The following is a 25,579-nucleotide window of genomic DNA, read 5'->3' on the forward strand; positions in this document are numbered from 1 at the left end:
TGATCAAACAAAGGCCGCTCCGCTGTCCGGCGAACAGCAAAACCCGTGGCCAGCCCGCCCAACTAACCAAAGGCAAAGGTTTAAATACAAGCTGAGAACTCGCGCGGATTGGTGGTGGAGCCGGCTCTGGTGGTAGGGCGGGCGCAGTTTCGGGTGATCCCGGAGTCGCAACACTCTGTGATCACCGGGGGGTTGCCACCGGCCGCCGCCGCTGGCTCCGCTTCACCGCCCAATGGCCCTGGACGGACGTGATCACCCTCGCGATTCAGCGGCTCGCAGCTCTGCCGAACCCCGGCTGACCAGCAACTCCGACCGTCCCGACGAGCCACAGCAGCATCCCGGAGCCGTGGAGCCCCGGCGCCCACCCGACGCGACAGCCGGGCCGCCAACCTGCCCCAGCCCCGAAATTCCGCACCTCGCAAGCACAGAGTCCCCGTCAGCGAACCGACGAGGACTCATGAATGATCGAGGCTAGTCAGGAAACAGCATCAATTTCGCGCGGGGATTCAGCACATAGGCTAATCGATTCTGGTCCATGTGCTCCCATCGAATGCGATTACATCCTTGGGGCCGATGGACCATAGGGTGTCTGGTATTGAAGATAGTGCATAGAATGTTTCAGCTGCAGTGGCCGAAACGTCAATGGGCGATATAGAGTTTCTCAGCAGCTTGTAGATACCTCTCATGGAGGACAAATAAAGCGCTTCCTGAAACCAGGTAACTGACCAGAAATCATCGGCAATATCATTGTCTATGACTTCCCATTGTTCATTCCTTCCTCGGATGATCAAGCCGTTCTGCCCGCACCCATATACCAATCCATCGGCGCCCGTTGTCAATGAAACCAGGATTTGATTGGTTGGGCTCGCTATGCTGCGCCACTTTTCGCCATCAAACATGACCAACTCGCCGTCCCGTCCTGCGGCATACATTTCCTTGAATGAAAAGGCGGTCACCGCTTCGTAGCCGAGCCCCGCAGTTTCTGCAGGGGCTAGACCAGCTTCCAGAGTCGACCATGCTCCACCGGGCCGACGAAGATAAACTTGCCTGTCCATACCGACTACTACAATCGAACCCGCAACGCATACCCCGCCTCTTAACGGGCCTCTGTTGGCGGGGTTGCTTCCAGAAGAAGAAGCTAACTCCTCCGTGAGCGTACCGGAGGGGGATACTGCAATGCAGTTTCCATATTCGCCGACGGCAACGATGTCGCCTTGATCCTGGTCGATCCCCAGGAATTTCGTATAAATCAATTTGCGACCAAGCGGCTTGAGTGTTGACCCGTCCCAGCCTATAAAAATGGAATTGGCCACATTGTGGGCGTTCATCTCATCGATGGAGATGGCCAAGACCCCGCTACCCTTGGAGAAAACGCCACCCGCTACATAAGAGCCGATATCGGAATATTTTCCACTCATTTCAACACTCCTTAAGAACTCGCGCGGATTGGTGGTGGAGCCGGCTCTGGTGGTAGGGCGGGCACAGTTCCGGGTGGTCCCGGAGTCGCGACACTCTGTGATCACCGGGGGGTGGTGCCTGTTCTGCCGTTGTTACTGTCCTCGCCGTTGTGGGAGCGGTTCTCGGCGTTGTTGCCCGGTTGGACGGGGCGTGCTGTCCCCGGTTCCCGCGGCCATCCGTGTGGGTGGTCGTCGTCCCGGTGCGGGGCGGTGGTTCGGGTGAACCGTGGGTACCGTCCGCGTTGTTGGGTTTCGCCGGATGGCTTCCGGCGGGTGGGCGGGCATGGCGTGGGGCGGGCCGGGCCGCCAGGGCTGTATGGACTGGACGGGCCGGTCGGGCTGGTTGGTCAGTGGGGGGACAGGGTCGCGATGTCGTGGCCGAAGGCGACGGTCAGGTGGGTATTGTGCGGTGTCACCGCCACCGCCTCTATCGGTGCGGGGAAGGTCTGTCTGCCGGTGGGTGCCCAGGTCCCACACCCGCACCGACTCGTCCCAGCTGCCGGTGACGGTGATGGGGCGGCCGTCCACCACCCCCGTCGCCACCGCACCCACCTCGCCGTCGTGGCCGGTCAACGCACACCGGAACCGGGCATCGACATCGCTGCCGGTCGCCCAGTCCACCCCCCACCGCGCCGCCGGTTCACCCTCCACCAGCACGGCACTGATCCGCGCCGACAGGTCCCGGTCCCCGTACCGGGCCGCGTCCAACGCCAGCAACTGCCGCCGCACCCCAGGCGTCGCTCCCCGATGCACATGCGCCGACGCCCGATACACCGCCGCCGCCAACCGCGCCCCCGGACCCACCCCCGAATCCAGCAACCCCCACACATGATCCGGATCACCGTTCACCAGCAACCCCGGATCCGACCACCACGCACCCGCCCCGGACAGAGCCGTTGCCGAACCACCCTCACGCGCACCATTACTCATAACCGGGACTGTAGATGCCCCCACCGACACCCACCGGCCCCGGTAAACCCCCACGCGGAAAATCCGTAACCCGTTACGTACATCTACTGATAACCACGGCCCCGAAACAGCCACACACCCACAGCACTCACCGCCAGTAGCAGCCGGCCAGCCGCACCACGACCCGACCAGAAGCGTTTCAGGCTCTGTTTGCCGCGGTCGACCGGGGAACGCCCGGCGGCCTCGCCGCCGCCGGGAGCCTTGGTGATGGAGCCGTCCACGGCGATCCGGTCAAGGACGAGGCCGACGATCCGGTCGTAGCACTCCAGGGCGATCCTCTTGAACTCGGCGAAGACGCCCAGTCGTATCCACTCGTCACGACGGCTGCGGATCGTGCTCGCCGAGCAGGTCGTGTCGGCGATCACCTCGTAGGAACAGCCGAACCGCAGCAGTTGCAGCAGCTTGTCGAAGACGATCCGGTCACTGATGCGCCGACGGTGGCAGCCCAACGGATGGTCGGGATGGTAGACCGGCCGCACGGGCAGCAGGACCGCGAACTGGTCCCAGAGCGGTTCGGTGAGCCACGACGGCGGCACAGGCACAGGTCTCCTCAGTAATCACAGAGCGTCGCAACCCCATGATCACCGGGACTTGCGCCCGTTCTGCTCCCGGTGTCCCCAACCGCGCCTATCCGCGTGGCCTCTAAATAGCTGTCATGTACTGCGTGTTCCGTGTAGCACAGCTGGTGGGTGGCTGACGTGTAGATGCTCATTCCTGTGCACGGTATGGGGGCGCCCGAGTGTGCTGGTGGGCATGACTGCTCAGCCATCGTTGTCGGTGCCTCCCCGTCCGAGGGAACGTTCGGATGCGGGACGCCCTGCCGCTCAGGCCATGCCCCTCGCGTCGCCTTCGCAGGACAAAGAACTGGTCCGGCAGGTGGTGGTACGCCGGCTTCTCGCGCTGGACGAGGCCGGCACGCTGGAATCGGTCCACGTCAGGATCGCGGCCGAGACGGCCGGAGTGTCCGTACGCATGGCCTGGCGTTGGCTCGCGAGAGCTCGTAAGGGCCAGACCGAGCCGGGCTACCGGCGTGGAGGGTTCCTGCTGGACGACATGCTGTGGGCCCGACTCGAAGAGCTGGACGGGAACGTCTCCGAGTTGCACCGGCAGTTGTCCCAAGCAGATGACGGCTCCCTCCTGCCCGGACCGCTGCCTTCGCTGGCGACCATGCACCGGGCGGTACGCGAGCAGCGCCGGGCGGGCCGGGTCTTTCAGAGCACGCGCCCCGGGAAGGGGCATGCGGATCCCGACCGCTATGACCGTGCTCTGGCAGAGCTGGCTCTGCCGGGAACGGTCGATGAGACCGGTCAGGCCCCGCCCGTCTCCGGCGCGGAACAAGCCGACGCGACGATTACCGCCCCCGTGATCCGGCCTGCGTCGCCGGGGGATGGTGTCCGTCTGTACGTGCCGGGCGCGCATGTGGTCTCCACCCGGCAACTCGGCACGGTCACCGAGGCGATCGCCCATACCGTGGCCGCGCACGGGGTCGTGTGCGTGTACGGGGATACCGGACACGGTAAGACGGTCGCGGTCCATCAAGCCCTCCGCCTGCTGCCGCGCCGCGTTCCGGTCCACCATGCGCTGGTCGCGGTGAAACCGGCGCTGCCGCAACTGCGCGCCGCGTTGCTCACCGCGTTCGGCTTGCCCGCCACCGCCCTGACGAACCGGACGGACGCGGCTGACCGCGCGCTGTTCGAAGCGTTCCAAGCCCCGAGCGTGCTGGTCATCGACGATGTCCAGCACATCGCCGCCCCCGAGCTGGACTACCTGCGTCTGCTCGCCGACGCCCCCACCACCCAGACCTCACTCGTGCTCTGCGGCGCCGGCGCCGAGCGCACCCTGGCACGTGCTCCCGCTCTGGCCTCACGGGTACTGACCTGGCAGCACACGCCACGCCTCGAAACTGCTCAAGTCCCGGGAGTGCTCCGCCTGTTCCACCCCCTGTGGGACACCGCGACCGACACCGATCTGCTACGTACGGACGAGACACGCGCACACGGCAACTTCCGTACCTGGGCGAAGATCACCTCCCACGCGTACGCGGCCCTGGACCGCCACCCCGAGCACACGGTCGATGCCGCCTTTCTGACGCGGGCCTGTGCCCGCCTTGGCCCGCGCCCCTGACCCACACCCCGCCCGCCTTCACACCGGGCAGCCCCCGCACGCGCGGGAAGGACCACGATGGACACCACGCCCTCCCACTCCACCCCCACCCCGTCCGCGCCCGGCGAGGCCGGGCCCGCCCTGGACGCGGTGTCGCTGACCGCCCTGCGCGCCCCGGCGGTGCGCCGTCTGCTCGCGCTGCGCGCCGAGCACCGGCTTACCCGCGCCCACGTGCACACCACCGCGCAGTGTCTCGACGTCGCGGACCGCACCGTGTGGCGGTGGCTGGCCGATGCCACCACCACACCCGCCACCGCCGCCGCTCCCGGCGCCCGCCGTTCCGGACGGTTCGAGATCACCCCTGAACTCCGGGTGCTGCTGGCCTACTGCCACGGCAACGCCTCCGCGGTCCACCGCGAGCTCCTCGCCCGCGCCCGCCATGCCTCCACTCCAGCCACCCCACCCTCACCACCGGCAGACACCGACACCGACACCGGCGCCGGCGCCTCTGGCCCGGTCGCGCCATCACCCCGCCCGCCCCGCAGCGCGCTCCCGGGCGGTGCCCCGCTTGCGGCTGTTCCGCTGCTGGACCCGGTCCCGTCGTTGGCGACGCTCCTGCGCGCGGTCCGCCGGGACCTGACCGCGGGGGAGAAGGCCGGCTACCGCCACGGCCCCGAGGCTGCCCGCGCCTTGGATGTGTTCGCCACACGCCCGCGATTGTGGCGCAACGAGGTGTGGGAGGCCGACCACGTCCAGGCCCCGCTCCGCGTGGACGCCGACGGCACTCTCGTCCACCCCTTCGTCACGTGGTTCATCGACTGTGCGACCAAGGCCATCACCGGCCTTGCCGTCACTCCCGGCACTCCGACCCGCGCCTCGGTCCTGGCCGCGCTGCGCTCCGCGATCGTCCCCACCGCCCCTTACGGCCCCTTCGGCGGGCTCCCCGCCCACGTGCGGTTCGACCGCGGCCGCGACTTCCTCTCCCGCACCGTCACCGCCGCCCTGACCGCCCTGGACTCGGACATCACCGTCCTGCCGCCCTACAGCCCGCACCTGAAGGGCGGCATCGAGAACCTCAACCACTGCGCCACCACGATGCTCTTCGCTGCCCTGCCCGACTACACCCCCAAACCCCGCAAACCCCCCAAGCGGCCCCCGCGCAAGCGTCCCGACCCGCCTCCCGCCGCACCGCCCATGACGTTCCAGGCCTTCACCACAGAACTCCTGTCCTGGGCGACCTGGTGGAACACCGAACACCACCCCGAGAGCCTGCACGGGGCCACCCCATTGCAAGCCTGGCAGGCCGACCCCACCCCGCTGCGAGAGATCCCTGCCACGGACCTGTGGTCCTTCACCCTCGAAGACGACGCACGCACCCGCACCCTCACCAGCCACGGCCTCAGGTTCCGCAACCGCTCCTACCTCGCCGACTGGATGACCGGGCAGGCCGGCCGCAAGGTCACCGTGCGCTTCATGCCCCACCACACCCACGAGATCGAAGTCTGTGACCCCCACGGCCGCCACCTCGGCACCGCCCACCTCGCCGACCAGGCCACCGACGAACAACTCACCGCTCTGCGCCACGCCCGCAACACGCGCGCCCGACGCCTGCGCGCCGACGCGAAGGCCGCCGAACAACTCCGCCACGAACGCTTCGCCCCAGCCACCACCCCCACCCCCGCGCTGCGCCTGAACACGATCACCGCCACCGAAGCCACCCGGGAACTCGCCCGCTACGAGGAAGCCGACCTCACTGCGCTGGCGCTGCCCGATCTGATCCCGCCCGCACTGCCACCGGCCGACTGGGCCACCCCCCAAACCCTCAAGGCCCGTATCCGGCCCGTCGCACCGAAGCCCGCCCCCACCCCCGAGGAAGAGGACACCCCGTGACTCGCCTGCCGCCCGCTCCCACAGACCAGTACGTGTCCCTGCCTGCCGCCCGCCTGGTCGCTACCCGCGCCCTGCTCACCGCCCGGGAGAACCTCGCCGACACCATCGAGGCCCGCGCGATGATGTGCCTGCACGGAGGCGCCGGCTTCGGCAAGACCGTCGCCGCCACCAGCTGCCTGCGCGAGTTCGAAGCCGACGAGGACATCCGCCGCATCACCTTCCACGCCCGCGCCACGACCCGCGCCGTACGCCACGAACTGCACGCCGCCCTCGAACTCCCCGGCCAGCCCCCGCTACGCCACCGAGTTCGACCACCTCCTCAAGGCAACGCTCGCCACCCACCCACGCACCCTCGTCCTGGACGAAGCCCAGTGGCTCCAAAGCGACCAGCTGGAGTACATCCGCTACCTCTGGGATGACCCGCACACTCAGCTCGCCGTCGTCTTCGTCGGCGGCGAGGGCTGCCACCACGCGCTGCGCAAGGAGCCGATGCTGTCCTCCCGCATCTTCATCTGGCAGCGCTTCACCCGCCTCACCCCCGACGAGGTCCTGGAGACCATCCCGCTCTACCACCCCATCTGGGCCGCCGCCGACCCCGACGACATCACCTTCGCCGACAGCCGCGCCGCCCACGGCAACTTCCGCAACTGGGCCCGCCTGACCGCCCACGCCCAAACCGCACTGCACCGCACCGGACGCACCCGCGTCGACCAAGAAGTCCTCCGCTGGGCCTTCAGCCGCCTCGGATCAGGCACATAGCCCCCGCCTCCCGCCCGCTTTACCAGCGCATCCCAAGTGCATTGAGGTCGGCCCGGCGTTGCGCACTGAGTTTGTCGGCGCGTTTGCGTACGTTGTCGAGCCATGTGCCGAGCTTGACCACCACGACCCCGTCAGCACCTGTCTGACGACCTCCCGGGCCCATTTCCATCTTCACGTGCTCGGCGTGCTTGCGAGGTACCCGCAAGTGCCCTTCACGGGCATGGAACTGCCGTGCGGCCGTGAGGTTGAGTGCCCACATATCGTCTTGTGTGCGCTGCACCAGACGTTCCTCGTCCCCGACCGGTTCGATCCCGAGGACGTTCTCCAGCAACCACTGCTGCGCGGGCAGGAGCTGCTCCCACCCGTGCCGCTGCGCCGTAACCCACCTCCCGAGGTCCTCGCCCTGCGCGATCACTCTGCCGGCCGCCACCGGCAAGTCCCCGCCGTCCTGGAGGAGGTTCTGGGCGAGCCGGAAGCACCGCTGCCACCCGGTGTCCCATACCGGGCACCATCCCGGATCGATCTCTTCCAGCGCTGCGCGCCGTGCCTCGGTCAGCGCGCCCGCGCTGGAAGCAACGGGGAGGCCGGCCTGCCGCCGCTGCGCAATCTGATCCGCGGCCCGGGCGGCGAATCTCTGGTTCTTGGCCCAGGTCCCGACCGGGTATCCGTCCCATACCGCGGTCGCGGGCGGCAACAAATGCCCGTGCACGGCAGCCCAGGCACGGGCAGCTGCGAGCCCTTCCTCGAACGCGACATCCTGATGCGACCACACCATCCCCAACCCGGCCAGCTGTTCCACCCGCCCCGCATCCAGACGCCCTGCCTTGTGGAACTTCCGCTGATCGGCGAGCCACGTCCCCAGCGGGAACCCTGCCGGAACCCAGTCATCAGGGGTGACGTAGCCGTACGACACCCGCAACTGCTGCGCCCCGGTCTCTTCCACGTACCGCACGCATGCCTGGATCCCGCGCCGCCAGAACGTGTTCTCCGGCTCGATCACCCGCAGCTTCACGAACCGCGCAAGCAACGCCGGATACCTCGGTGTGCTGAACTTCAACAGCTCCCGCGCAGGCGTGCTCGGCCCCCGCTCACCCTCCGACACCTCCCGCTCAGCCTCCGCCTCGCCCTCCTCGGCCGTCTCCTCCTGCCAACTCCCGCTCCGGATACGGGGATCCGCGAGGTGCTCGATCGTCTCGGTGTCATGTGCCCGCAGCGCCCCGAGGACCTTCGCGAGGGTTCCATAGGCGTCCGAGGTCAGCATTTCGTCCGGACTTTCACCCGGAGCGAGGAATACCGGAACAATCAGAGAAGCAATCTTCCCTTCCCCGGCCTAATTCGCAGCGCGCGTCCGACCATTTGCACGATATCGATCATCGACCCCCGCGCATCGCAGAACGCGACGGAATCACAATTCGCCGTATCGACGCCCTCGCCCAGCACCTTCACCGAGCTCAGCACCCGCAACCCCGCCGGCACCAACCCCTTCCCCGAACGCCGCCCACCCCTGCTGCGCCCCCCGGCACCACCCTCGACCAGCTGCGCCTGGTTCTCGATGACGTCGGAGGCGAACTCTTCCAGGACGGCACGCCGGTGGGCGGGCGGGTGTTCGCCACAGAGCCAGTCGGCCCATACCCGCTCCGGCTCCGGGTAGCGTCGCGGGTTGTCTTCCCACAGTTTCCGGGCTGCGTCGACGATGCCCGTGGCCATGGCTTCGGCTTCGCTGACCCGGCTGTGGAACGTCAGGACCTTGCGCAGGTTCTCCTCGGCGGCCGCGGTCACGAGTCCGGTCTGCAGTGCGGCGAGCCGTGCTCCGCGTGCGGCGTCCGACCCGTATCCGGCTTCCTGGCGCAGCTGATGGAACTCGGGGTCGCTGATGTCCAGGCACAGCACCTGATACGGCGCCACCACCCCCCGCCGGATCGCCTCACTGAGCTTCAGCTTGTACGCCACAGGCCCGAACACCGGGCTGTCCGGATCCATGCTCGCGATCAGACGCGGCACCCCGCCCTCGGCCTCCCACACCCGCGCCGTCGCCGTCATATACAGCCGTCGCACCGCCGGGATCCGCTCCTGGTCGTGCACCGCCGCCCACGGCTTCCCCGCATCACCACTCGTCCGGTGCGCCTCATCGACCACCATCAGGCTCCAGACCGGAAGGCCGGCCTCGTGTGCCTGCTGAAGCACCCCCATCCCCACCGACGCGTGACCAGAGACAGGTCTACCTCGCCCCGCTTCGCGGCCTCCGCAGTCAGGCCCTCAGCCCATTGCGCTCGCCCGCGTCGACCTCGGCCTGCTTGACCCAGTCCCGCACCGCGGTCTCGGTCAGTTCGAAGTCCTTGGCTACCTGGCCGACCGAGCGGTCACCCCGCCGGCACAGCCATACGATCTCGGCCTTGAACTCCGGCGTGAACGAACGACGAGGGCGGCGAGGCTTCTTCTTCCCCATGCTCTCCATGATGGACATCCTCCCGGGGACGAACCCCTGATCTCGAATGTCCGTCAAAGCGGATCAAGCCCATCGGGCATCGGGTACAGTCAGCCGCTCGACACCTTTACGTGGACTCATTTCCACCGTCATCGCCTTGCGCTTTTACGGGCTATCCCCTGAATGATCCTCACGCGGCCGAAGCTTGGCCAAGGATCAAGTCCATTGCCCCGCGGGGCGGTAGCTGAAGAGCTGCTCGGGCTTTTCGTCGCCATATTTCGTCTTGTCGAATGTGGCAGAACCATCCCTTCGGTTGTATTCAATAAGGAGAGCTCCTTTGTATTCAAGCGTATCCGCATTGTATGCGTACAAGTAGTAACCGTTGGGCGTGGACCTTGGGAAGGAGGGTTTAATATATTCGGTCGTGAAGATTGTCTTCACTCTGTCGAAATCGGCCACGTGCGCCTTGTTGCGACCGCTTTCGAGGTCGGTTGACCGCTCCACGCACATGCCGGCCTGTGGGCCTTCTTTCACCAAGAGCTTGTATGCCCAGCGCCCCTGTGCCTGTTGTCCAGTGGCGACATATTGAAATACACTCCTGGGTATCCTTGATTCGTTAGACGGATTGGCTGCCCCCTTGAGAGTGCCGTCGTCTCGCACTTCAAGAATTACCCCATGGGTTTGATTGTCGAAAGGTTGCGTTTGAAGAGCGAAGGGCTTTCCGATTCCCTTCTCTTCAGGCTCGAAGTCGTAGACGTGATAAGGGTTGTCGGAGGATTCATGGATGAATGCACACCCGCGTGCTACTGCGGCGGCGTATGCGGCTATGTAGGCCATGGCCTTGCCGCCGTCGCTGGAGCCAGGCCCTCCAGGCTTTCCAATGCCATCTAATGTCTTCTTAAGGGCATTGCATATGTCGTCTGTCATGAAATTATTCCTTTCGAGTTGTATCGGCTCGCCTCGGTGACGCTCGGGGGGTGCTGTAGTTTTCGCGTCAAATAATCCTTCATGCTCCGTCGGTGGTGCGTCAAGTGGGCTTTTAGGTCAGAGTAGGTGCGGGTAGGTGATCGCCTGCCCGCGCTGAATCTCGGCATTTGTCAGCACAAGCTTGTTCGGTGGGGGTGGACTCGCGTTTGTGGACGACGGCCCAGCCGATCGTGCCGTAGGGGCCGGCCGCGGTGGTGAGCCGGGGTTCGGTGGTGTCGGGGCGGGGCAGTGCGTGGCGGCCCTGGTGGACGATGACGCCGTCGCGGGTGATGTGAGGTTCGGGGAAGAGGGCTCTGAGGTGTTCGGGTTTCCTTGCCAGTGATGCGTGGTTTTGTTTGTGCTGGTCGGCGGGGTTATCGGCTGGTTGATCTTGGTGGTGGTGTCCCGGATGCAGTGGTGGTGTGATTCCGGATCGGTCGGTGGCGTGGTCGTCGGTTCTCCTTTGGGGGGGGCGGGCTCTTTAGCGCATGAGGGTGTGGGGTGGAGGCGGAATGGGCCTCTGTCACCTGCCCGGGTGGTCGGCGGGCCTCTTGTCGGGGGAGTCGGCTTTAGCGTTTCATCCGTCGTGCCTGGCACGGGCGTTCTCGTGAACTGTCCTGCGTGGGGCGGCTGTTGACGCTGTCTGGAGGCTGGCACTGTGATCACTTCTCTGTTACTGGCTTGCCTTCGTTGTTGGTGCTGGTGTCAGTGACCGTGGGGGACGAGGCCCCGGGAGACGGCTTGGGGCGGCATCGGGATGAGTTGCGGCCTGCGGCGGTGGCTCAGTTGCTGCGGCTGCGGGCTGTGGGGGAGTTGACGACGGCGCATGTGCGGCTGGTCGCTGACGCGGTGGGTGTACACAAGAGGACGGTGTGGAGCTGGCTGGCCCGCGCTGAGGAGACCGGCAGTCCGGAGAAGCCGGAACGCCGCCGGTTCCGTATTACCGAGGAGATCATCGATGTCCTCGCCGACTATCAGGGCAACGTGAAGCGCGCTCACGAGCATCTGGCCGAGGTGGCGGTGGCGGCGGGGCGGAAGCCGCCGGGTTTGACGACGCTGCATGATGCGATCGCCCGGGATCTCGATCCGGGTTTCATGGCGGGCCTGCGGGAGGGGATTCCCGCGGCCCGGGGGTTCGATCCCGCTTTCCAGCGGCCGGCGGTGGCCCGGAACGAGGTGTGGGAGGGCGACCACAAGCAGGCCGAGACCGTCGTGATGATGCCCGATGGCAAGCCGTCGAGGGTGTGGGTGACGTGGTTCGAGGACCGCGGTACCAGCCATGTAATGGGCTGGGCGGTCACCGCCGGGGCCGCGCACCGCGGCTCGGTCCTGGCCGCCGTACGCATGTCGGTGCTGCGCGAGGCTCCCTACGGCCCGGCCGGCGGACTGCCGCACCTGGTGCGCGTCGACGGCGGCGCCGACTTCCTCTCCAAAACCGTCCGGCGGGCCTTCGGTCTGCTGGGGGTGCCGGTGCACCGGGTGCGCAGTGCCCGCCACAAAGGCGGTATCGAGCGGCTGAACCGTACGAGCATGACCCGTTTCTTTGCCGACCTGCCCCGCTATACGAAAGCGCCCCGGCTCGATCACCGCCGCCGCCTCGGTGACACGGACCCGCCGCTGACTTTCGAGGCGTTCGTCGGCCTGCTCGGCGAGTGGGTCCACAAGCACAACACCGAGCACGTCATCAAGCGCACCGGTATGACGCCGCTTGAGGCCTGGCTGGCCGATTCGGCTGAGGTCCGGCCCGAGCCGAGTGCGTCCGAGCTACGCGCTCTGATGCTGGAGAGCGACCACAAGGTCCACAAGATCACCAGCCACGGGGTCGAGTTCGCGGGCCGCCGCTACATGCCCGAGAACGGGGTGGGCCGGATCGGGCTCGAGGTCCGTGTGCGGTGGATGCCCCACCACACCCACGAGATCGACCTGTACACCTTCCGCGGAAACCGCTATCTCGGTAGGGCCTTCCTCAGCAACGAGGCCAGCGAGGAACTGCGCGCCAAGGTGCTTCTCGAACGCGACGAGCACAGCAAGGCCCTGCGCCAGGCCCTGAAACGCTCCGGCAAGCGTCGGCGGGAGCGTCACCTGCCGTCTACCCGGCCCGAGGTGCCCGTGCGTGCCCTGCGGATGACCGAGCAGGAGGCCCGTGCCGAACTCGAGGGCACTGCGGCGTTGCCTGCACCACGACGCGAAAGAGCCACCGAGCGCTATACCCCGCGCCTGGGCCCCGCCCCGGGCTGGGCCGTTCCTGGGCGTGCCGTCCCTGACGAAGATTCCCTCAGTGAGGAGTGACTGTGATCAGTGAAGTGCCGCCCGGTGCCTGGGAGCCGGGGGACATGGAACCGGAGTTCTTCCTCGACGTCCCTGGTGCGAAGCTGGTGACCACCGATGTGCTGCTCCAGGTCCAGGACACGATCGCCGAGACGATTGAGGCGAGGGCGATGTCGCTGATCTACGGTGCCTCCGGCCTGGGCAAGACGTTTGCCACCCGCGCCGCGCTTAAGGCCATCGCGCCCGATCTGTTGCTGTCCCTGCAGTTCGCCCGCTCGCGTCCGGGCCCGAAGGACCTGCGCGAGGAGCTCTTCCACCAGCTACGTCTGCCGGGAAAGATGCCGGGCACCGCGACCCCCGTGTACCGGCAGCTGATGACCGCGCTGCCGCGGCGCCCGTACGTGATCGTGTGCGACGAGGCCCAGCAGTACAACCGTGCCTGTTTCGAGCTGATCCGCAACCTGTGGGACAACTCCCGAAAACAGCGGCCGGCTGTGCTGTTCATCGGCGGGCACGAGGCGTACGACACCCTGCAGAGCGACCCGTCCCTGGCCTCCCGTCTGTGCGCCCGACGCGAGGTGAAGGCCATGTCCCCCGAAGAGATGCTGCAGGTCATCCCGATGACCCATGCCATCTGGGCCACGGCCGACCCTGAACTGCTCGAGCACATCGACGTGCGTCACGCCGACGGATCGATGCGTGAGTGGGCCAAGGTCACCCACTACGCCCTGAAAGGCCTGAAGTACTTCAAAACCGACACGGTCGATCGGCAGGTAGCCGACTGGGCCCTGGCCCAGTGCTGACGGTGGCCCGACGCGGGTACCTCGAGTCTTTGTTCGCCCCCGTGCCGCACCTCGTCGATTCCTCAGCGCACTTCCTGAATGCGCCAGGTCTTCAAGGGCTGTGCACCCCCGGACTCCTCGACGTTAGCCGCGCCGTTGAGGACTGCTTCGCCGAGCGTGCGGTGCTCTGCCTGACCGGTGCCTCCGGTGTGGGAAAGTCCTTCGCCGCCCATGCCGTGCTCGCTGGCCACCCGGCCCACCGGGCCTGCGTACTCAACCTGCCCTCCCGCCCGGCTCCAGCCGATCTGCGCACGGCTCTCCACCACGCCCTTGACCTTCCCGGGCAGCCTCCCGAGGACCCCGGCGTGTGCGACAACGCCGTCCTCGGTGCGCTGGCCGTCCGGCCGCGGATCGTGATGGTCGACGAAGCCCACCAGCTCACACCCGCCGCCTTTGAGTACCTGCGCTATCTCTACGACAGCCTGTCTGAGGGCCTGTGCATCGTGCTGATCGCCGGCGAAGACGGCGAACACGTGCTGCGCGAAGTGCCCCTGCTGGGCACCCGGGCCTCGGCCTGGCGCGAGATCACGCCGCTTCAAGCGGATCTGGTGCCACTCGCCGTCCGCCGCCTGCACCCGCTGTGGCACCAGGCCACCTGCGCCCAGCTCCACCGCCTGGATGCCCGCTTCGCCCATGGTCGGCTGCGCCGCTGGGCCCTGCTCACCCACCACGCCCAGACCTCCCAGCCCTCCGGGTCTGCCAGCTCCCGCGAGGGGATCGAGCAGCTTGCCAGGCGTGTGGACGACGGGAGCATCCGGTGACGCCGATGCTGCTTCGGCCCGGCCCCATCCCGCCAGTCACCCTCATCACCGATACGGCGGACGACGCGGCATTGGCGCGTGCGGCCCGGCGCTGGTCGAACCCACGCGACGGCCGGGTCACCGTCGATCCCACCCCCGCCACGGTCACCTCCGCGTTCCTGGCCCGCGACATCCTGGCCGCGCTCGGCCGCACCGCCTACGTGCCTACCCGCGGCCCGGTCATCACCGCGGCGCACGCATGGCGGGCTGTTGCCTGCTGGACCGTTGTCGACAACATCCGCCAGCTGGCCGTCCTGCGCGCGCACCTGCTCACGCCGGAGCGAGCCGAACAGCTCTCGGTGCTGTGCGAGCTGACGGGCATCCGCCTGGTGCTGATGGCCAGCGGGACCACCACCGGCGAGGCCACCCGCCTTCACCGAGACCTCGCCGAAGCCGGACTGGCCGACGAGCTCGAGCATCTCGACGCAGCCGCCGCTCTGCGCCTGTTCACCCTGTCCGCCGCGCCGCAGACGAACCTTCCACACCCGCGCTCCGCACGGTCATCACCAACAAGGTCCCCTGCCGCTGCCCCCGTGCCCGGCGCTCTGACGCCCTCACCTGATGCCTCCGGCCAACGCCGCGCGGGGCTGCTCGCCGCCCGGAACTGGCTGGCCCGGCACCGTGCTGCATCGCCCCTGCCGCCCGGCCGGCGCGACGTGGAGCTGTTCCTGTCGCGCCTGACCGTACTGAGCCCCACCTTCGCGTGGACCGCCGCCCGCGTCCGCGGCGCCCAGGACGGCTTCGCCCAATCCGGCCTGCGCCTGGACGTCCCCGCTGACCTCGCCGCCGCCGGGGGACCGGGGATCTGCACGGTCCCGTTCACCGCCGCCGTTGCGCACCGCATCAGCCGGGCCGTTCCCGGGCCGGCCCAAGTCGCCGCTCTGACCGCTTTGCTGTGCACCGGAGCCGCTGTGGACCGTCTCGTCATGGCCACGGTCGACGACGTGAACCGTGACGGCTCCCGACTCGCCCTGCCTGAGCCCTTCAGCGGCGACCACGACCAGGACCATCCGCCACCCCGCGTCTGGTACACGATCCCGCCCCACGCCCGGCCCTACCTCCAAGCAGCCCGTCTCTTCCGCCACCTCGAAGGTGCACCCGGCCACTTCCATCTCTTCAGTAAGTCCTTCGGCCATCGCTTCGATGCCCTCGTGCACGATGCCGGCTGCCCGGTCCCTGCGCTTGACCACCCGCAACTCGGGCCGCCCTGGCATCACCAAGTCCAGCTGACGACAGAGGCTTGCCAGCAGCCCGGGGAGGGCGACTACTGAGGAATTTTTCCTCTCTTAAAGGGCAGATAGCCGCATTCTCAAAAAGATCTCTGACGGAGGCATCCGGATCCCAGCCCCTCGGGCGTGTAGGAGGCGTGGAAGCTGAGGCTTCTGCATCTCACTGAGTCCGTCGAAGGGAGCCGGGTCCCCATGACCCTGCCTGAGATCGCGGGAGCTGGGGGAGTCACGATCCCCCTCATGCTCCTGCTGCTGTACGCCGGCCGCCGCCTGGTGACCGCGGTGGAACTGTGCCTGAAGGCCCACCAGGAGCGGCTGGCCGAGCGTGAACAGCGTGCCTCGATCGTGGCCGCCGCAAACGTCTTGCTCGCCGGAGGGGCGGTGGTGCAGTTCGACCAGGGGCGCCCCGACTGGCTGCTGGTCAAGCCGCCCACGCCATGCCTGTCCTTGCCGGCCGGTGACCGGGAGGCTGCGTGAGCCAGCCGGAACCGGCGCACCTGGCGGACGAGTTCGCAGAATTCGTCCGCCAGACCAGCGACCGGTACTACCGTGCCGCGATGGCGGAGACCGGGTACCACCCGGCCAACGCCGAGGACGCGGTGCAAAGCACGTACCTGAGCTTGTTCACGCGCTGGCCCCGCCTGCGTGAGACGGAAGGCTCGATCGAGCGGTACGGCCGCACCACACTGCACAATGCGGTGCGCACCGAGTTTCGCCGCACCGCCCGCCAGGCAGTGCCCACCGCGCCCCAGGAGATGCCCGAGGGCATCCCGCGTGAGGGCGACGGCGACCCTGCCTACATCAGCGTGCACAGCAAGATCGTCGACGTCATTGTCGGCGAGCTGATTCCGGCACTGCCGGAGCAGCAGAAGCGGGTAGTGACTCTGTGTCTGCTGGAGGACCTCACCACGGCCGAGGCCGCAGAGGTCCTCCAGATCAAGGAGGACACGGTCAAGCGCTACCTGACCGCAGCAAAGAACAGGATCCAGAAGATGGTCCTCACGTCTTCCAAGGAGGTGACTGCGTGAGCACTTGGGACCTTCGAGACGAGCACCGGCTCTTGGCCGTGCTGACGCTGCTCGACCGCCTTTACCAGGCCCAGCAGGGCCCCACACGGACGGCAGAGGTCTCGGACCAGGTGCGCGACGGGGACCGGCCTTCGGGCCGGCCCCCGGCCGGGGGCGTATGCCCCGACACCACCTGCGCCCGAACACGCCACCCATCGGTGATCAGGGAACTGGCTCAACTGCTCTGCCAGCAAAGCAAGCAACCGACAGGCAGCAGAGCCCGGCGTATCGCTGAGCTATGGGAAGTCCTCGACGAGACCAGCCAGGCGTACTCGTGGTGGCAGACAGCAGCAGACTTGGGCGACGTAGATGCTCAGGACTACCTGGAAGTACTGCACGACGAGGTAGAAGACAGCCCACGGCCATCATGGCAATGCTCCGCAGGGCAGTCGCTCCATACCCAGCCAGCGTCTGAACTGCTTGCTCTGCTTCAAGAAGCCCAGGGCATGCGGCCACTGCGTTCGGTCCTCGTCAACCCAGCTGAACTAGCAGCTCTACTGCAAGAAGCATCTCCCTCACGAGAAAGCCAAGTTGAACTGATGATGCGAGAGATTGAGGAGTATCTCGAGCATCCAGAACACGTCATGAATCAAGGCAGGCCTCAGTGATGCCAGAACTGCACCTGCACGCTCGTCTGCGCCACAGGAGCCGCTCTTCGATGATCTAGCTGTGCCCGGGCCTCGGCATAAACAGAAGCCCGCGACGGACTCAGTGACGTGGCGGCCCATCCCCGCAAACGTGGGGGTGGGCCGCCACTGCGTTCAACATCGACATCTACAGACTGCTCAACGACTAGCTGCCGCTGCTCTCCCCGGCCGCCGCTCGTGGCGGAGCGAGCGCCATGATGAGCTGTGACGCTTGAACAAGTTCGTCAAAGAGCAGGGAAAGCAGATCGTGATCACCACTGACCACCCGCACCGTGCAGGGACGGCCCGGCGTCAGTTCGCTCCGCCGTCCCAGTCACACCTGCCCCACGTCCCGGACAGGGCAGACGACGCCCTGTTGGACCAGCTGTTCTACGCAACCGTGGACGGATGCCAGGGCTGCCGCTCGATGCTGCTCGACCGTGTCGCGGATGATACGCGGGCGACGCACAAGCTGGTGGACTGGGCATGCTGGATCGCGACCGAGGTATACGGCGACCTTCCAGCCGAGCTTGTCGACGAAGACGCGACGGCAGACACCCTCTTCCGCCCCTCGGCCACCTTCCGCCAGCTTGCCGCGAAGTTCCGCACGCGGGGGCGGACAAGCAGCGCCATGTACAGCGCCCGCGGGCCGGCGCAACGCCGAGAGGCAGCGGACACCGCCGTCACCCTGGTCGCCGGACTCCAAGCGTGCTGGACAGACTTCCTCTACCAGTGACCGCGCCGAGCCCGCCCCTGGATTCCAGTTTCCTGGTGGGATGTCAGCGCCCGCTTCTACTCTCTCTGCCATGACAGCAGCGAGGCCCAGACGGCCGGTCACTGAGCTCCCGGGCGACCCCGCCCGTCTTCACCTCCACTACGGTCACGGGCATCCCGCGGTGCCCTACGACTATGAGGACACGCTGGAAGCCTGGCACGTCCAGGTCGCCTACGGGCAGGCGGGCGACGAGGAGTGGGACGACGAAGAGGGCGAGAACCGCCATACTCCCGCTGCGGGTACCAAGGTGGGGCATCTCATTCTGTGGAGACTGCGCGACTACACCGGCGACAACCGGTGGGAGGCGGCGGACGCCGAGTCCGGCGATCTTGAGGTCATAGCATCCGCGGTCCTTGGCCGGTCCGGACACGACGGCTACAGCGCTGCGTTCGAGAAGGCGATCACCCACCCCGTCGGCGATCTGCTGCTCCTCGACCGCGTCAGCCTCGACAAGGCATGGAGGGGCTTCGGACTGGGCCCGGTTCTGGCGGCCGAAGCGATCCGCCGCCTGTCCGGGGGCTGCTGCGCGGTCGCGGTCTATCCGGCCATGGGCGAGTACCCCGAAGACCATGAGCAGGTCACCGAGGCATACCGCCGCCAGGCGAAGAAGAAGATCGCTGCCCTGTGGGAGAGCATCGGCTTCCAGCCGTTTCGCCGTGGCGTATGGCTCCTGGACACCGCCCTGCGCCAGCCAGAGGAGCTCATACGGGCCCGCCGTACCGACTTGCACGCGCTTCAGCGCAGCCTTCCAGCGGTCCGGCCCGCCTGAGAGCGGCCCGGCGGACAGCGTGACTACAGCAGAAAGCGACACTCAGGCGCCGAATCACATCCCGGACTGACTTTCCGCAAGCACTGCACCGCGCAGCTGTACAGGAACACCGAAGATTCGGATCGAGGGTGCGGAGAACCATGAGGGAGAGGCAGCCGGTGGGCGAAGACATCCAGGACACGCTGGATGGGCACGGCAGCGCCTTCAAGAGATGGGCGTCTTCGAGACACAGGATGGACTGCGGTGGGCGGCAGCCCACGGACTCGTCCTGTCCGTCTGGCGCAACGGCCCGATCGAGACGCGCACGCCTCCCGCCCGACCAGCCGGCGCAAGGCATTGCGCGACGGGACGATGTTCCCTAGGCACAAGGCAGCAGCCGCCACGACCATGCAAGCCTTCTCGATACGGTGATGAGCCCCGTGTGGTCTTGAGCGCCCCTGCCGCTTCAACAGCTACTCGGCTTCGCAGGGCAGGCCATAGAGCGGCACAGACTCCGGCGCACCATTAAAGTTCAGCCACCACTCCCGGTATCCCCGCTATGGCCTATGCACGCTCCGTTACGATGAGCGGCACTATTGTTGGCACGTGACACGGGCAGGCCCGGAACAGGCCCGCCCTGCCCCGGGCCAGGTGATGTCGCACAGGCGTACACCGCGGGACGGGGCTGGCTCCGTTCCGGACTGCGCCTGGCGAGAGTGCGTCCGGCCTGCGGGGGTGCGGGCGGGATACGTGGGGTGGGCAGTGCGGACCGACTTCGGGGACCTCGTCGTGGACCAGGCCATCGTCCACATAGTGCCTAAGCGTGCCCAGAGCGAAGAGCTCCTTCCGCTCGAACTCAGCCAAACATTCTGCCGCCTGGACGAAGACGTGCGCTTCGAACTCCAGGGCAAACTGCGTGATGTCTTCGCCCGTCTGGGGCGCGAGGTCATCGAGGACCCGGAATTCAAGTCCCCCCTGCCCGACGCGGTCCGCGCCTTCCTGGGCGGTGAACAGGACCTCGTCCAAGTCTCCGGGGAGCTGGCACACGCACTGCGCGACAGCCAAGGAGGAAACAGCCCGGCCGGGCTCCTCCTGGTCGCCTCCGCCCGCCTGGATGGCCAGCAGGCGCTGCTGATGGTCAAACTCGAGCACGAGACCGGCATGCAGACCAATGAGATCGTCACCGACGGCCTGCGCACCTTCGCCATGCAGTACCTCGATGACCTCCTGCTCACCCAGAAATCCAAAGTGTACAAAGTGGCCCTCTTCTCCGAAGAGGGGCTGGCTGAACCAGGGCTTCAGGGATGGGCTGCAGACCCCCAGACATCGGGCAAGGACGTGGCCCGCTTCTTCCTTGAGAAGTTCCTGGGCTGTCGGCATCAAAACGACCCCAGGGAACTGACCCGCCGCTTCCACGACACCGCGATGAACTGGGTCAACAGCCGCTGCACGGACTCAGACACCCGTATGAACTACGTCCTGGCCACCATGGTCGAACTCCAGAACCCCACCCCGACACTGGACCCCACGGAGTTCATCCGCACCCACTTGCGCGACGCGCACCAGGCCGACCTTGCCGCATTCCTCGCCGAGAACGACGTCCCTATCGGCACCTTCGAGAAGAACACCGAGCTCATCAGCAACAGGCTCCAGAAGATGCGGGTGGACCTGTCCAACGGTGCCTTCCTCGTCGCCCCGGTAGAAGCCATGCAGGACGGAACCATCCAAGTAGAGGACCTCGGCGACGGCCGGACGACGGTGACAGTCACCTCGACCGTCACCAAGACCAGCAGCGGAGCAGCAGCGGGCCGCCCTCCCAAACCACCCACGCAGCGCCCTGAGCTGCCCACCCAGGCCGAGACACTTCCTGGATTCGAGACAATCCGCGCCCTCCCCAAACAAGCCACGCTTGCCCACAACGGACACGCGCTCCCACCGGCCCAGACGTGACGTTCCGAGGTACCCTCCCCAACGCTTGGCTGGGTCAGCCATGCCCCTGAGCGCCGATGAGGCCTTCCAGCGTTATCAACACGAACGACCCCGCATCGAAGAGGCGGCCGAGGCGACCAAGGCATACCTGGAGCATCACACCGCCCTCCGCGGGATCCCCTGCGAGGTGACCGCCCGCGCCAAGGAGGTCAGCAGCTTCAACACGAAGATGTACCGCAAGGGCTACACCGATCCCTGGAAGGAAATCACCGACAAGGCCGGCGTACGCGTCATCGTGCCCCACAGAGGTCTGCTCGATCCCGCGCTGGAAATGATCAAAGAGTGCCTCGACGTCCGGTGGGTAGAGGACGACCGGGACACCCCCGGCGACGAGGACCGCCTGCGCTACCCCCGCCTGCACATCCAAGCTGTCATGGTCGGCGGCGAAGAAGACCCCGACGGCAACCCGTACGACTGTGAGATCCAACTACGCACTGAGGCCGTCGACTTGTGGTCACGCATGTCCCACAAGCTCCTGTACAAGCCCGGCGTTACCCCACCCCCCGATGTCAGACGCTCGCTGTACCGTCTGATTGCCCTGGTCGAACTATTCGACCTCGAGGTCGAACGGGGGGTAGAAGCCATGGCACAGCACCCTGACCTCGCACGCAGCAACCACCTCCTCAACACGGCCGAACAGATCTACCGCACCTTCACCGACCACCCCTACAGCACCGACCTGTCCCACGAAGTCATCGACACCCTCTCCCAGACCATCGACGACACCACCGCCTACAGCGAGCAACTCACCCAGTTCACCGAACGCTTCCGCGAGCGTCTCGAACGTGCCTACACCGAGTACGGACCCACTAGCGCCCTTTTCCTCAAGCACGGGCGCTACCTGCTGGCCAGTCAGCCAGAAAGCCTGATCATCTTTGAACGGCTATCCCAGATCCGTTCCCGCTTCGGCCTTCACATCGCTTGGAAGAACAGCGAGCTACCCGACAGCATGATCACCGACATGGCCCAGATCTGGGGAGTCGCCCTATGACGGGCCCAACACAGCCCGAGCCCCCGGCCCTCGCGGCCGCCACCGCGATGTTCATCGAGGTCCTCGTGGTCGGCATCGGCGCGCTCACCGCAGCCGTGCTGCTCCTCATCGCTCTGACCGGCCCCACCACCACGGCCAAACTCGCCCCCGTGGCAGGCTCATCCGCGGCCACCGGAGCAGCGCTCGCTGCCGCCTACGCCCTGGGCATCCTCATCGACCGGGCCGCCGACGCTGCCCTCACACCGCACCGCCGCCGGCTGCGTACCCGCTTCTTCCCCTCCAACACCGCCTACGCCCAGGCACGCCTGCGCCTGGCCGACTTTCCGGTCCTGACTGCCCGGGCGGACTACGCGCGCTCCCGCATGCGTATCTGCCGCGGATGGACCCTCAACACCCTGGCCCTGACCCTCACCGCGGACATGGTCATGCTGCGCTACTCCTTCGAGCATCGCCCACTCGTCCTCGGCGCCACCACTGCCTTCGGCATGGCGACCGCCTTCGGCTTCTACCATGCCTGGCGTGCTCTCACCGTGACCGGTTACCGCAAACTCGCCCAGCAGACCACAACCCCCACAACCCCGACACCCGGTTTACCCTCACCCGTGCCCGCCCAGTCTCAGCCCGGTCCCACATCGCCCTGAGCCGTCCTCTTGGGCGTGTCCTGAACCAAGCCGGGGAGCGTGGTCGAAGAAGCGACGGTCTCCGTGCCCATAAAGGTGACGTTCATTTCCGACTACCCCCACATCGCCCCCGTTTCCGTGCGGAATGATGGCGGATGTCATGCCTGCCGTGAGTTGAGGTTGCACGTGATGTCCACCAGCCCTGAGTCCGCGGTCGCTGCGGCCACAGCCCCCGATTCCCAGGCCAGCGTCCCTCGTCGTGTGCTGCGCCTTGATCAGCAGGCGGCGGTGGAGTCCGCGGTGCGGCATCTGAAGCGCCCGGGTTCGCGTGGGCACATTGTCTCCGCGTGTGGGACCGGGAAGACCCTGACCGCGCTACGTGCAGCAGAGGCGCTCGATGTCCGGCATCTTCTGGTTGCGGTGCCGAGCCTGGATTTGATTGGTCAGTGGGTGGCTGCGGCCCGTGCGGATGGCCGCAGGGAGCCGTTGATGGCGGTCTCTTCCTCCGATGCCCGTAAGCATCCTGTGCTGGCGGGTGCGGGGGCGGTGAGTACGGGGTCGGGGGAGTACCTGGCGTACTGGCTTGCTCAGCGCAGGAAACGGCGTGAGCGGGCAACGGTGTTCGTCACGTTTGATTCCCTCTCCAGGATCGAGGAGTCCCAGCACTCGGTCTTCACTGCCCCTGTCTTCGACCTCCTGGTCGTGGACGAGGCACACCGCACGGCGGGCAGCTGGGACAAGCAGTGGACGATGATCCACGACCACCAGCGCGTCCTGGCCGACCGGCGTCTGTACATGACCGCGACCCCTTACGAGTGGGAAGCCCCGCGCCTGACCGAGGCCCCCGATACACGGCCCCAGCCGAAGCGGACCGCAGCCACGGCTCCCGCGTGGGAGGCCCCGTCCCTGATCGCATCGATGGACGATCCGAAGGTCTTCGGCCCGCGCCTGCACACCTACTCCCACGCGGACGCGATCGAGGACGGCGTCCTGGCCGACTACCAGCTCCTCGTGCCCACGATCACCAGCACTGACCTGCGCACCTTCCTTACCAACCAGGACACCCACACCGGGGCCGCCCCGAGCGCCCGTCGCACGACCGCGCTGCACCTGGCCGTCCTCAAGGCCATGACCCAGCACGACCTGCGCCACGTGATCGTGTACTTCCAGCAGGTCGCGGACGCCGCCGACTTCGCCCGCCAGTTCCCCCATACGCTGCGCACCCTCCCCGAGAAGCAACGCCCCGCATGGGCCGACGACCTTCTCGTGCAGTCGATCAACGGCACCCACACCCCCGACCAGCGCCACGCCATCCTCACCGGCTTCGCTGATGCCGACCGCGGCGTGCTGACCAATGCCCAGGTCCTGGGTGAGGGAGTGGACCTGCCAGCCGTGGACGCGATCGTGTTCGCGGACCGCACGGCGAGCGTGCGCCGTATCGTCCAGGCCCTCGGCCGCGCTCTGCGCAAGCCACCGACCATCAAGCACAAGACGGCGAGCCTGGTCATCCCCGCCTACACCCCACCCGACGCTGACCCCAGCGACCTCCTCTCCACCCCCTACGAGGCCCTCTGGCTGGTCACAGCGGCGCTCCGGCATCATGACCAGTCAATTGCCGCCCGGGCCCCGCGCAAGAACGCCAAGCGCCGCCTGGACGCCAACACCCACACCCTGATCACACGCCGGTTCCGGTTCGACTTCACCCTCGACCCCGGACATATCGCCCGGGCCATGGACCTGCTGGCCTGGCCCGCCGCTGGCGCGGTCCTGTCCGCGCCCCGCCGCGCGGGGCTCGCGGCCGCCGTCCGCTATCACGCCGAGCACGGCCACCTCCGAGTCCCGGCCGATTACGAGGACGCCTACGGCTACCGGCTCGGCCAGTTCATCACCGGGCAACGTACCGCCTACCACCAGGGTGCTCTCACCGCCGACTGGATCGCCGAGCTCGAAGACCTGGGCATGGTCTGGGACGACAGCGAAGCCGCCTGGCAGGGACACATGGCCACCATCGAGGCCTTCCACACCGCCTACGGCCACCTCGCCGTCCCTTCCCAGGAGCCGGGCGGTCAGTTCCTTGTCGATCAGCGGGCGCTGGCCCGCAAAGGCCGCCTCGCCTCCAGCCGCGAAGCCCAGCTCACTGCCCTCGACCCGCACTGGACGCTCCCGCACGGCCCCGACTGGCACCGCAAATATCACCTGATCAAGCGCCACATCGAAGCCGGCCACGACCCGGCCACGCTGCGCCGTGACACGGTGATCGACGGCGTGAAGGCCGGCAGCTGGCTGCACCGTCAGTTCACCACCTGGCACGAACTCAACTCCGGCCAACGCGACCTCCTCACCCGCCTCGGCCTGACCGCCGATCAAGTCCCACTGAGGCAAACGCCGAGAACGCCCGTCACATCCGGTACCAGGAAACGCCGTTCCTTCGAGCAGACAGCGCTGCTGCTGCGCGCCTTCGTGGAGCGTCACGGACGCCCGCCCGGGGCCAGGGAATGGATCGAGGTCGACGGCGAACGCGTCATGATCGGCCCGTGGCTGTGCAAGACCCGCACCAAACAGAAAGCAGGTCAACTACTCGAAAATCAAAGCAAGTTGATGGACGAGATCCTCCGAGAGGACCAGTCCGAAACCGCCCCCGATGCCTCCGAAGAGGGCCCACCGACATCTCGAAGATTCCATAGTTTTCTGCTTCCATAAGGCGACTGATCTCTTCCCGAAACCGACCATGAGTCAGCAGCAAAGAGATGCCCCATCAAGCAGCAGAGCACACTCAGGCCCTGACGACCGCACAGGTAGCCAGCCGAGGGCCGTGCGGAGCGCGGCCCGGTTGCCCTGATCGCGGAGCGAACAGGGCGAGAGTCCAACGGAGTTGGACTCCAGGGGCCACGGAGTGGCCCGGATTCGCGGGACGAAGTCCCGAACCCACGCACGGAGTGCGTGGTCGTCTTCCGTCGCGTAGCGACGGCGCGTCGTGTTCGCTGGACTACGGGCTCGTCTTCGCCGGACTGGTGCTCGCCGCACTGCCGATCCTGATCGTCTTCGTGGTCCTCCA

22 protein-coding genes and 3 pseudogenes are annotated in these 25,579 nt (G+C 67.0%); 18 read left to right on the top strand and 7 right to left on the bottom strand.

Translation table 11 applies throughout. The annotated features are described in order from the left end of the window. Nucleotides 1-518: 518 nt before the first annotated feature. Nucleotides 519-1,418: a hypothetical protein gene (locus ABZ622_RS38645; RefSeq protein ID WP_360551527.1), complete on the bottom strand. Its 900-nt coding sequence runs from the start codon at nt 1,416-1,418 to the stop codon at nt 519-521. 499 nt (nt 1,419-1,917) lie between these two features. Here ABZ622_RS38645 and ABZ622_RS38650 point away from each other — a divergent pair, with 499 nt between their 5' ends. Beyond that, nucleotides 1,918-2,289, top strand: coding sequence for a hypothetical protein (locus ABZ622_RS38650; RefSeq protein ID WP_360551529.1), 372 nt, complete (start codon nt 1,918-1,920; stop codon nt 2,287-2,289). A gap of 271 nt (nt 2,290-2,560) precedes the next feature. Here ABZ622_RS38650 and ABZ622_RS38655 read toward each other — a convergent pair. Beyond that, nucleotides 2,561-2,968, bottom strand: a pseudogene (locus tag ABZ622_RS38655) (transposase); the annotation flags it as partial. Between the two features lie 289 nt (nt 2,969-3,257). On the opposite strand from ABZ622_RS38655, the gene ABZ622_RS38660 reads away from it, so the two are divergent. From ABZ622_RS38660 to ABZ622_RS38675, 4 genes and pseudogenes are all read left to right on the top strand, one after another. Continuing rightward, nucleotides 3,258-4,550: an ATP-binding protein gene (locus ABZ622_RS38660; RefSeq protein WP_360551531.1), complete on the top strand. Its 1,293-nt coding sequence runs from the start codon at nt 3,258-3,260 to the stop codon at nt 4,548-4,550. 57 nt (nt 4,551-4,607) lie between these two features. After that, entirely contained in the window at nt 4,608-6,419 is a 1,812-nt protein-coding gene (locus ABZ622_RS38665; RefSeq protein ID WP_360551533.1) for a transposase family protein, read from the top strand. Between the two features lie 357 nt (nt 6,420-6,776). After that, a pseudogene (locus ABZ622_RS38670) lies at nt 6,777-6,833 on the top strand (hypothetical protein); the annotation flags it as partial. Nucleotides 6,834-6,908: 75 nt separating this feature from the next. Further along, nucleotides 6,909-7,178 carry a hypothetical protein gene (locus ABZ622_RS38675; protein ID WP_360551535.1) on the top strand — a complete coding sequence of 90 codons (270 nt, stop codon included), beginning with the start codon at nt 6,909-6,911 and terminating at the stop codon, nt 7,176-7,178. Nucleotides 7,179-7,197: 19 nt separating this feature from the next. On the opposite strand, the gene ABZ622_RS38680 is transcribed toward ABZ622_RS38675, so the two are convergent. The 4 genes and pseudogenes from ABZ622_RS38680 to ABZ622_RS38695 form a co-directional block, all read right to left on the bottom strand. Further along, nucleotides 7,198-8,439 carry a helicase associated domain-containing protein gene (locus tag ABZ622_RS38680; protein WP_360551537.1) on the bottom strand — a complete coding sequence of 414 codons (1,242 nt, stop codon included), beginning with the start codon at nt 8,437-8,439 and terminating at the stop codon, nt 7,198-7,200. Nucleotides 8,440-8,480: 41 nt separating this feature from the next. Further along, entirely contained in the window at nt 8,481-9,362 is an 882-nt protein-coding gene (locus ABZ622_RS38685) for a helicase-related protein (RefSeq protein WP_360551539.1), read from the bottom strand. 100 nt (nt 9,363-9,462) lie between these two features. After that, nucleotides 9,463-9,624 (bottom strand): annotated as a pseudogene (locus tag ABZ622_RS38690) (transposase); the annotation flags it as partial. Nucleotides 9,625-9,819: 195 nt separating this feature from the next. Further along, nucleotides 9,820-10,530, bottom strand: coding sequence for a hypothetical protein (locus tag ABZ622_RS38695; protein ID WP_360551541.1), 711 nt, complete (start codon nt 10,528-10,530; stop codon nt 9,820-9,822). 753 nt (nt 10,531-11,283) lie between these two features. Between ABZ622_RS38695 and ABZ622_RS38700 the strand changes: the two genes are divergently transcribed. Together ABZ622_RS38700 and ABZ622_RS38705 are read left to right on the top strand one after the other, a co-directional pair. Beyond that, nucleotides 11,284-12,858: a Mu transposase C-terminal domain-containing protein gene (locus ABZ622_RS38700; protein WP_360551543.1), complete on the top strand. Its 1,575-nt coding sequence runs from the start codon at nt 11,284-11,286 to the stop codon at nt 12,856-12,858. Nucleotides 12,859-12,902: 44 nt separating this feature from the next. Further along, nucleotides 12,903-13,640: an ATP-binding protein gene (locus tag ABZ622_RS38705; RefSeq protein ID WP_360551545.1), complete on the top strand. Its 738-nt coding sequence runs from the start codon at nt 12,903-12,905 to the stop codon at nt 13,638-13,640. Between the two features lie 62 nt (nt 13,641-13,702). Here the strand turns inward: ABZ622_RS38705 and ABZ622_RS38710 are convergent, their stop codons facing one another. Further along, nucleotides 13,703-13,945 carry a hypothetical protein gene (locus tag ABZ622_RS38710; RefSeq protein ID WP_360551569.1) on the bottom strand — a complete coding sequence of 81 codons (243 nt, stop codon included), beginning with the start codon at nt 13,943-13,945 and terminating at the stop codon, nt 13,703-13,705. Here ABZ622_RS38710 and ABZ622_RS38715 point away from each other — a divergent pair. The 11 genes from ABZ622_RS38715 to ABZ622_RS38765 all read left to right on the top strand — a co-directional run bounded on the left by ABZ622_RS38715 (nt 13,856) and on the right by ABZ622_RS38765 (nt 25,224). After that, the gene (locus ABZ622_RS38715) at nt 13,856-14,440 is read left to right on the top strand and encodes an ATP-binding protein (RefSeq protein WP_360551567.1); all 585 of its coding nucleotides are present in this window, start codon (nt 13,856-13,858) and stop codon (nt 14,438-14,440) included. The two genes, ABZ622_RS38710 and ABZ622_RS38715, sit on opposite strands and share 90 nt — an antisense overlap. 5 nt (nt 14,441-14,445) lie before the next feature. Continuing rightward, complete coding sequence (locus ABZ622_RS38720; RefSeq protein WP_360551547.1) at nt 14,446-15,750, top strand: hypothetical protein; 1,305 nt, start codon at nt 14,446-14,448, stop codon at nt 15,748-15,750. Between the two features lie 198 nt (nt 15,751-15,948). After that, entirely contained in the window at nt 15,949-16,185 is a 237-nt protein-coding gene (locus ABZ622_RS38725; protein WP_360551549.1) for a hypothetical protein, read from the top strand. Further along, entirely contained in the window at nt 16,182-16,736 is a 555-nt protein-coding gene (locus ABZ622_RS38730; protein WP_360551551.1) for a sigma-70 family RNA polymerase sigma factor, read from the top strand. The genes ABZ622_RS38725 and ABZ622_RS38730 overlap by 4 nt, the downstream gene beginning before the upstream one ends. Further along, nucleotides 16,733-17,383 (top strand): hypothetical protein, encoded by a 651-nt coding sequence (locus ABZ622_RS38735; protein ID WP_360551553.1) that lies wholly within the window; start codon nt 16,733-16,735, stop codon nt 17,381-17,383. The genes ABZ622_RS38730 and ABZ622_RS38735 overlap by 4 nt, the downstream gene beginning before the upstream one ends. Before the next feature lie 250 nt (nt 17,384-17,633). Continuing rightward, nucleotides 17,634-18,137 (top strand): hypothetical protein, encoded by a 504-nt coding sequence (locus tag ABZ622_RS38740; protein WP_360551555.1) that lies wholly within the window; start codon nt 17,634-17,636, stop codon nt 18,135-18,137. A 70-nt stretch (nt 18,138-18,207) separates the two neighbouring features. Further along, nucleotides 18,208-18,945 (top strand): hypothetical protein, encoded by a 738-nt coding sequence (locus ABZ622_RS38745; RefSeq protein ID WP_360551557.1) that lies wholly within the window; start codon nt 18,208-18,210, stop codon nt 18,943-18,945. A 768-nt stretch (nt 18,946-19,713) separates the two neighbouring features. After that, nucleotides 19,714-20,874 (top strand): nucleoid-associated protein, encoded by a 1,161-nt coding sequence (locus ABZ622_RS38750; RefSeq protein WP_360551559.1) that lies wholly within the window; start codon nt 19,714-19,716, stop codon nt 20,872-20,874. A gap of 40 nt (nt 20,875-20,914) precedes the next feature. Beyond that, a complete protein-coding gene (locus ABZ622_RS38755; protein ID WP_360551561.1) occupies nt 20,915-21,904 on the top strand; it encodes a hypothetical protein in 990 nt (329 codons plus the stop codon). Next, entirely contained in the window at nt 21,901-22,545 is a 645-nt protein-coding gene (locus ABZ622_RS38760; protein WP_360551563.1) for a hypothetical protein, read from the top strand. Before ABZ622_RS38755 ends, ABZ622_RS38760 begins: the two co-directional genes overlap by 4 nt. Nucleotides 22,546-22,713: 168 nt before the next feature. After that, nucleotides 22,714-25,224 carry a Helicase associated domain protein gene (locus ABZ622_RS38765; protein WP_360551565.1) on the top strand — a complete coding sequence of 837 codons (2,511 nt, stop codon included), beginning with the start codon at nt 22,714-22,716 and terminating at the stop codon, nt 25,222-25,224. The last annotated feature ends 355 nt before the right edge of the window (nt 25,225-25,579 follow it).

The organism is Streptomyces sp. NPDC007164 (assembly GCF_040634135.1).
In the GTDB taxonomy this organism is placed as follows: Bacteria; Actinomycetota; Actinomycetes; order Streptomycetales; family Streptomycetaceae; genus Streptomyces; species Streptomyces sanglieri.

Bases quoted from the DNA above. Each gene is read 5' to 3' on its own strand.
- ABZ622_RS38645 (WP_360551527.1), bottom strand. From the start codon at position 1,418: ATGAGTGGAAAATATTCCGATATCGGCTCTTATGTAGCGGGTGGCGTT.
- ABZ622_RS38660 (WP_360551531.1), top strand. From the start codon at position 3,258: ATGCCCCTCGCGTCGCCTTCGCAGGACAAAGAACTGGTCCGGCAGGTG.
- ABZ622_RS38665 (WP_360551533.1), top strand. From the start codon at position 4,608: ATGGACACCACGCCCTCCCACTCCACCCCCACCCCGTCCGCGCCCGGC.
- ABZ622_RS38675 (WP_360551535.1), top strand. From the start codon at position 6,909: ATGCTGTCCTCCCGCATCTTCATCTGGCAGCGCTTCACCCGCCTCACC.
- ABZ622_RS38680 (WP_360551537.1), bottom strand. From the start codon at position 8,439: ATGCTGACCTCGGACGCCTATGGAACCCTCGCGAAGGTCCTCGGGGCG.
- ABZ622_RS38695 (WP_360551541.1), bottom strand. From the start codon at position 10,530: ATGACAGACGACATATGCAATGCCCTTAAGAAGACATTAGATGGCATT.
- ABZ622_RS38705 (WP_360551545.1), top strand. From the start codon at position 12,903: ATGGAACCGGAGTTCTTCCTCGACGTCCCTGGTGCGAAGCTGGTGACC.
- ABZ622_RS38720 (WP_360551547.1), top strand. From the start codon at position 14,446: ATGCTGCTTCGGCCCGGCCCCATCCCGCCAGTCACCCTCATCACCGAT.
- ABZ622_RS38725 (WP_360551549.1), top strand. From the start codon at position 15,949: ATGCTCCTGCTGCTGTACGCCGGCCGCCGCCTGGTGACCGCGGTGGAA.
- ABZ622_RS38745 (WP_360551557.1), top strand. From the start codon at position 18,208: ATGACAGCAGCGAGGCCCAGACGGCCGGTCACTGAGCTCCCGGGCGAC.
- ABZ622_RS38755 (WP_360551561.1), top strand. From the start codon at position 20,915: ATGCCCCTGAGCGCCGATGAGGCCTTCCAGCGTTATCAACACGAACGA.
- ABZ622_RS38760 (WP_360551563.1), top strand. From the start codon at position 21,901: ATGACGGGCCCAACACAGCCCGAGCCCCCGGCCCTCGCGGCCGCCACC.
- ABZ622_RS38765 (WP_360551565.1), top strand. From the start codon at position 22,714: ATGTCCACCAGCCCTGAGTCCGCGGTCGCTGCGGCCACAGCCCCCGAT.